The following is a 6,217-nucleotide window of genomic DNA, read 5'->3' on the forward strand; positions in this document are numbered from 1 at the left end:
CGACAGCCGGCCCCGAGGCATACCTCCAACCCGACCCCCCCGCGCTACCACCACACAGCGCCAACCAGCAGCCCGCACCAGGCGCCCAAAACGATCACTCAAATGATCAGCTGTGCCCAGCGTGAAAGATCAAGGCTAGGCCTCCCGAAGGAGCCGGTTTCCGTGAGTGCTGACCCGCCGGCCGCTGCTACAGCCGAGCCTCCCATGAGCCCGGCTGCCCTCATTAGTTTCATGGGCGCGCCCGACATCTGTGGACAACTCGGCGCGTCTCACGATGCCCCGGGATGTCCCAGGACGTCCGGCCGCATCTTCGGACAACTCGGGCCCCGTCGGGATGACTCGCAGTTGTCCGCAGCTGGGCTGGCGATGTCCGTGCGCGTGCCTCGACGATGCCTTCGTCCGATCCTTTCGAGCGCATGGAGGTGCGCGATGGCAATGCGTCTACCGATCGACACCACCGGGCTGACCCTGCTGGTGGGGCTGGCACCTGAGCCGGTGGTCGATTTCGAAACCCGCCGGCCGAAGGCGGATGAAAACGGCGAGCCGCTGTTCGCGCTGCAGCTGGTGGCGCTGTCCAGCGAGGGCGCCGAGGTGATCAACGTCAAGGTCCCGGGCGAGCCGAAGGGTTTGACGCTGGGGACGCCGGTGCGGGTGGTCGGGCTGGTGGCGCTGCCGTGGTCGATGGGGGAGCGCTCCGGGGTGTCGTTTAAGGCTGCCAGGGTCGAGGCGCTGCCCGCCGGCGCCGTGGGCGCTTCGGCCGGCAAGCCGGCCGCCTGAGCGGGGGTGGTGCCGCGATGCGTTTCAAAGCGTTCTGCCTGCTGGTGACGTGTGTCCGACTTAATGTCGCAAGATCGCGTTTGATTAGCCAACATCGTGGGGTTCCGGGACGGGTTGATCTTGCCGGTTGTGGCGGTGCCAGGCAAGCCGGCGGAGTCGGGCTGTTCGAGTCCTGCTTGGCGGGCTTTGCGGATGGCCTCACCTCGTCCTTCGTGTTCGTCGTTGGGGGTGACGTAGCCGATCCCGGCATGCAGCCGGGTCCCGTTCCAGATCGGGCGGATGACGGCGAGCTCGGCGCGCAGGGTCGCTGGGTCACGGATCGCGAGCAGGTGCGCGTGCTCGCGTTTGAGGTGACCGTTGAAGCTCTCGATCCAGGACTGATCGGTCGGGGTGCCGGGACGGCCGAAGTGCCGGGCGATCGCGTGCAGGGCCATGAACTCCCGGGTCGAGCCGGAGGTCATCTGCGGGCCGTGTCCGACACCGCGAGCAGGATCGGCCGGCGCTCGTCGTCGACGGTCAGGTCGACCCGGGGGTCGCCGTACCGGGCGTCGATGAGCTCGAGCATGCCCTCGTCGGTCAGGGCTTGGGTGAAGGCGAGCTCGACTTGGGTGGAGGTCTCTTCGGCGGACACGATCTCGGTGAGCCACTTGCGGCTGACCAGATCCTCGATGATCAGCACGGCCATCCCGCAGGCCGGGAAGTGAGTCGCGTCGTAGATCCAGATGCTGTTGGGGGTGTAGTCGGCCCACTCCGGGAACGGCCGGCGGACGCTCTTCCCGGGCCGGGGCAGCGGCCGGAAGTGCTTGTCCGCCCGGTGAAGTACCCGCCGTACGCTCGACGGGGACACCCACACCCGGCCCAGGTAGGACCCGCGGTGCGCGAGCTTGCGGTGGGAGCGGTCGATCTCGCCCCACTCGTCGAACAGCGCCAAGATCTCGGCCGCTTCGGCGGGGAGCAGCCCGTGCATCGGGGCCCCACCCGGCTGGTGATCATCGAGCTGGCCGTGCCCGCGGCGGTGCAGCCAGCGGAACGCCCGACGCTCGTCCAGCTCCAGCACCCGGCAGGCCCCGCGCAGCGACCAGCCCCCGGCCAGCGCCGCATCGAGCAGCGCGAGCAGCGCCGTCTTGGTGGCCGCGTCCGCGCGGCGTGGGACTTGGCCACTCAGCCCCAACGCCCTTTTCCCTCGACCAGCATGAGCTTGACAGCCATCTCCTTGAGCGCCTCGGACAGCCGGGCCACCTCGATCTTCGCCAGCTCGAGTTCGTAGTCGCGTTCCCGGCCATGCACCCCCGGCCGGGACGCGGCGAGCGCGGCCAGCGCGCCCTCCTTCGCGACCGTCCGGATCCGCATGATCGTCGAACGGTCGACCTGCTCGGCCGCCGCGACCTCGGCGATCGTGGCTTCCTGACGGACCAGCTGCAACCAGATCTCGTACTTCTGCGAAGGGCTCAAGAACCGCTTCGCGCGCCGGCCAGCACGGCCAGTTCCACCCTGTTCGTCTGCCATGATCAGATCCTCCGGGATAGAGCGGAGAACCCGTGGGATGTTGTCTGATCAAAACCCAAAACTCTGACAGCAAGTCAGACTCAAGACACTGGTTGTGCTGTTGGTGTGGGTGCCCGCGGTGTTGACGGCGGCCGCCCGCGGCCTGCGCGACGCCGCCCTCGGCGTCGCGCACACGCTGCTGGCTGGTCTCGGTGGCTGAGTTCCGGCGGCGCGAGCCGTCGATCGGTGAACAGCTATTGGACGCTGCGGTGCGCACCGTGGCCTGGTGGCGGCTGGAGTTGGGTCTGCTCGCGGGCCTGGCGCTGGCCGGCTGGTGGCTGGCCGGGGCGGTTACTCCCGCGCTGGGGGTGGCCGCCCCGGCCGCCGCGGTGGTGACGGTTCTCGCGGTGCCGCGGCTGCGGGTGATGCTGCGGGGGGCCCTGTCGCGGGCGCGGGCCCGCCGGCGCTGGTGCCGCGGCTGCCGGGCGGCCGCGCTGCCCACGCTCAAAGACCGCCCGGCGCCGGGGGTGATCCGGGCTCGGCCGGTGCCGGCTGGGGATCTGCTGGAGCTGCGCGTGCCCTTCGGCACCGCGGTGGCCGACCTGGAGGCCGGCAAGGACGTGCTGGCCGCCGCCTTGCACGCCCGGACGGTGCGGGTGACCCGCGACCCGGTGAACGCCCGGCACGCCCGGGTGCTGGTCGTGCGACGCGATCCCCTCGGCGACGGGCGGGAGCGGGTGTGGCCGCGCGCGGACGCGGCCCGGGTCTCGCTGTGGGAGCCGATTCCGCTCGCCGTCGGTGAGGACGGGGAGACGGTGAGCGTCTCGCTGCCGGAGCGCAACCTGCTCCTCGGCGGGGAACCCGGCGCCGGGAAGTCGGCGGCGCTGTCGCTGCTGGTGGCGAGCGCGGCGCTGGACCCGACGGTGGTGCTGTGGCTTTTCGACGGGAAGTTGGTGGAGCTGGCGAGCTGGAACCGGGTGGCCCACTACAGCGTCGGCCCGGATTTGGCCGAGGCGAACCGGGTCCTCGCCGCGCTGCAGACCGAGATGGATGCCCGCTACCAGCTGCTGCTGGCGCATCGGGCGCGCAAGGTCACCCCCGAGCTCGGCTTGCCGCTGCACGTCGTGGTCTGTGATGAGTTGGCGTTCTATCTGCACACCGGCGAGCGCAAGGCCCGGGTGGAGTTCGCCGAGTTGACCCGCGACCTGGTGGCCCGCGGTCGGGCCGCCGGCATCATTGTGCTGGCCGCGACCCAAAAGCCGTCGGTGGACATCGTGCCGTCGGCGTTGCGGGATCTGTTCGGCTTTCGTTGGGCGTTGCGGTGTTGCACCCCGCAAGCCTCGGACACGATCCTCGGCCAGGGCTGGGCCGCGCAGGACTATTCCGCGGCGGACGTCGATGCGGCGCACCGCGGCGTGGGCTACCTGCTGCACGAGGGCGGGGCGCCGGTGCGGTGCAAGGCGTTCTACCTCGACGACGCGGCGTTGGACCGGCTGGCTCGCCAAGCCGAGGAGCTGCGCGGGGTGACGCCTTCGGCGCCGTCGGCGGTCCGCCCTCCGTTGCGGGTGGTCAGCGATGCGCGCTAATCCGCGGCTCGCGGCCGAGCTGGTGGCGCGGGCCGGTGCGCCAGATTACGAGCGGTGGTGGGCCCAGGTGCGGGCCACCGGCTACTGCGCGGCGCCGGTCCGGTTGGCCGGGGCGGGCTGGCGGGTCGATCCGGGCACCGGTGAGATCCTGGGCGCCTACTCGACGAGGGTCGAACCGGACGGGGCGCTGCTGACCGCCTGCGGAAACCGTCGGGCCGCGGTGTGCCCGCCGTGCTCGGCGGTCTACCGCGCGGACACCTGGCAGCTGGTCGCCGCCGGGCTACGCGGCGGGAACGGCCTGCCGGAGTCGGTCGGGGAGCATCCGCGGGTGTTCGCCATGTTCACCGCGCCGTCGTTCGGCGCCGTGCACTCGGCTCGAACCCGCCGCGGTCGGGCGCGGATCTGCCGACCGCCGCGGGCGGGCGAGTCGCCGCACTGCCCGCACGGCCGTTCGACCAGCTGCCCGCAGGTGCACCGAAGCGGCGACGCAGCGATCGGAACGGCGCTTTGCGGACGGTGTTTCGACTACTCCGGTGCCGTGTTGTTCAACGCGTTGGCGCCCGAGTTGTGGCGCCGTACGACGATCTATCTCTACCGGGCGCTGGCCGCCCGGGTGGGGTTCACGCCGACGGATGCAAGCTATTCCCGTCATCCGGTGGCCCTCTTCCCCTCGTCGGCGGTGCGGTGACGAGGCCCGGAGGGGTGAAGGACAGCGTCGCCGTCGCCTGGCAACGCGCCTCCGCCGGCGACTGAACGAACTACGCCGTAAACCTCAGCCGCCGCCCGTCCCGGAACTGATCTCCACGCACCCCATTCAGACGATTCTGATATCCGACTGTGCCGTTACACGTGATGCCGACGCTGCTGCGCGACGCGGCCGAGTCGATGGAGCGGATGCTCGGTGGCGAGTCGGCAACGAGGATCTCATAGCGCGGTGTCGGCGTGGAACTCGCCACCGAGTACCCGGCTGGCGAGGCTCTGCTGAGCGCCCGATGCCGATCCGCCTGGTAGGGCTACCCGGCCGCAACGCCGACATGGGGATGCGGATGCGGCCCAGCCAAGCGTCGCAGGTCGGTACCCGAGTGCGAAAACGCCGGTATGGCGGTCGTGTCGATCGCGGTCGTGTCGATCGCAGGCAGGACGACCAGGCGAGTGCCGCGGCACTCGCTGCGCCATCAGGAGACTGTGAAGGCGCCGCCGGTGTACTTCATGTAGTCGCATGTGGCGGCGTAGGCGAAGGGTGCGACCGCGGCGGGTCCGTCGCGGCGGGTCGGTCTGAACAGGGTGCGCCCGGCGACGATGCCGGGGGCGATGAAGCTGGCGCCGAGTCGTGATCTCTCTCTGGGTCGTGGTCAGGTGACGACGATGACGTGGACGCCGACCGCCTCGTAGGTGCCGCGGGCCCGGCCGTCTCGGGTGGCAAGAGGCACGCCGTGGTCTTTGGCGGCCAGGGCCACCATCGCGTCGTACACGCCACCACCGGCGATGCCCAGGCGGCTCAACGTCTCCGGTAGCCGGCGGGAGCGCGGGCCGCTGAGCAAGAGGGGGGATGCGAATCGGGTCGCGAGCAGCCGGGCGGCGTCGGGTGCTGCTAGCCGCGCGTCGCCGGGTAGCCGGGTGAGCACCGAATAGGTTTCCACGAGAGCGTGACCGCTCAGCGCAAGCTGCTGCCCGTCCCACCACCGCACGACCGCGTCGTGCTCACGATGCGAGCGGACGAGCAAAGGTACCGCGACACTCGTGTCAACGCCCACCGTCACTTACGGCCAGCGTCGATGAGGGCGAACATGGTGTCGTCGTCGACAGGCGTCTCACCGGCGGCGACGAGCTGACCGTTCTCCTCTACCAGGCTAGCGGTGCGACCGGCAGGCACGAGCTGCGCCCCAGCCCCGTACGGCGAGATATCGACCTTCGTTCCCGGTAGCAGCCCTAGTGCGTCGCGGATCGGCTTGGGGACTACCACCCGACCGGCGTTGTCGATGATCGCCTCCATGGGATAAGGCTACCATCAGAATCCCAGCGCTGGGAGCGCCTGCACCAATGGCCGGCACTTCCATCCCGGGAACGCCCTTGGCCTGGTGACCTCGCCGGCCTTAGCGGCTTTGACCGCGGCCCGGACCTTGGGATCACGCAAGGCAGCCATCTCGAGGGCGGTAACCGTCACGGCGGGGGTCAGCACGAGCGTGCCGTCGGGGAACTCCTCCGCGACGTAGCGCTCGAAGTCGCGACTGCGTACCCGAGCCAAGCTGGTCCGGCCGCGCTCGTCGACGACGATCTCCTTGGGCGTCACGCTCTGAAGATACCTAGAGCGACCGCTTACGACGCGCTTGCCCGGCTGGAGGCGACCCCGGAGGCAGCCCCGGTTCTGC

8 protein-coding genes are annotated in these 6,217 nt (G+C 70.4%); 3 read left to right on the forward strand and 5 right to left on the reverse strand.

What is annotated here, in order from left to right; translation table 11 throughout:
• The first annotated feature begins 435 nt into the window (after window positions 1–435).
• Window positions 436–777, forward strand: coding sequence for a hypothetical protein (locus VNG13_15005; protein ID HVA61823.1), 342 nt, complete (start codon window positions 436–438; stop codon window positions 775–777).
• Between the two features lie 457 nt (window positions 778–1,234).
• Here the strand turns inward: VNG13_15005 and VNG13_15010 are convergent, their stop codons facing one another.
• Together VNG13_15010 and VNG13_15015 are read right to left on the reverse strand one after the other, a co-directional pair.
• Window positions 1,235–1,948, reverse strand: a complete 714-nt coding sequence (locus tag VNG13_15010) for a hypothetical protein (GenBank protein HVA61824.1) — start codon at window positions 1,946–1,948, stop codon at window positions 1,235–1,237.
• Window positions 1,939–2,229: a helix-turn-helix domain-containing protein gene (locus tag VNG13_15015; GenBank protein HVA61825.1), complete on the reverse strand. Its 291-nt coding sequence runs from the start codon at window positions 2,227–2,229 to the stop codon at window positions 1,939–1,941. Before VNG13_15015 ends, VNG13_15010 begins: the two co-directional genes overlap by 10 nt.
• A gap of 245 nt (window positions 2,230–2,474) precedes the next feature.
• On the opposite strand from VNG13_15015, the gene VNG13_15020 reads away from it, so the two are divergent.
• Together VNG13_15020 and VNG13_15025 are read left to right on the forward strand one after the other, a co-directional pair.
• Window positions 2,475–3,848, forward strand: coding sequence for an FtsK/SpoIIIE domain-containing protein (locus tag VNG13_15020; protein ID HVA61826.1), 1,374 nt, complete (start codon window positions 2,475–2,477; stop codon window positions 3,846–3,848).
• Complete coding sequence (locus VNG13_15025) at window positions 3,838–4,536, forward strand: replication initiator (protein HVA61827.1); 699 nt, start codon at window positions 3,838–3,840, stop codon at window positions 4,534–4,536. The genes VNG13_15020 and VNG13_15025 overlap by 11 nt, the downstream gene beginning before the upstream one ends.
• A 664-nt stretch (window positions 4,537–5,200) precedes the next feature.
• On the opposite strand, the gene VNG13_15030 is transcribed toward VNG13_15025, so the two are convergent.
• The 3 genes from VNG13_15030 to VNG13_15040 form a co-directional block, all read right to left on the reverse strand.
• Entirely contained in the window at window positions 5,201–5,608 is a 408-nt protein-coding gene (locus VNG13_15030; protein HVA61828.1) for a type II toxin-antitoxin system VapC family toxin, read from the reverse strand.
• Entirely contained in the window at window positions 5,605–5,841 is a 237-nt protein-coding gene (locus tag VNG13_15035) for an AbrB/MazE/SpoVT family DNA-binding domain-containing protein (GenBank protein ID HVA61829.1), read from the reverse strand. Before VNG13_15035 ends, VNG13_15030 begins: the two co-directional genes overlap by 4 nt.
• A gap of 15 nt (window positions 5,842–5,856) precedes the next feature.
• Window positions 5,857–6,217 (reverse strand): hypothetical protein (locus tag VNG13_15040; GenBank protein HVA61830.1); only part of this gene is annotated, 361 nt, incomplete at its 5' end.

It is taken from the genome of Mycobacteriales bacterium, from assembly GCA_035533475.1.
Taxonomy (GTDB): Bacteria; Actinomycetota; Actinomycetes; order DATLTS01; family DATLTS01; genus DATLTS01.

What these genes read in the sequence shown, in the direction of transcription:
- VNG13_15005 (HVA61823.1), top strand. Translation starts at nt 436, where the DNA reads ATGCGTCTACCGATCGACACCACCGGGCTGACCCTGCTGGTGGGGCTG.
- VNG13_15025 (HVA61827.1), top strand. Translation starts at nt 3,838, where the DNA reads ATGCGCGCTAATCCGCGGCTCGCGGCCGAGCTGGTGGCGCGGGCCGGT.
- VNG13_15035 (HVA61829.1), bottom strand. Translation starts at nt 5,841, where the DNA reads ATGGAGGCGATCATCGACAACGCCGGTCGGGTGGTAGTCCCCAAGCCG.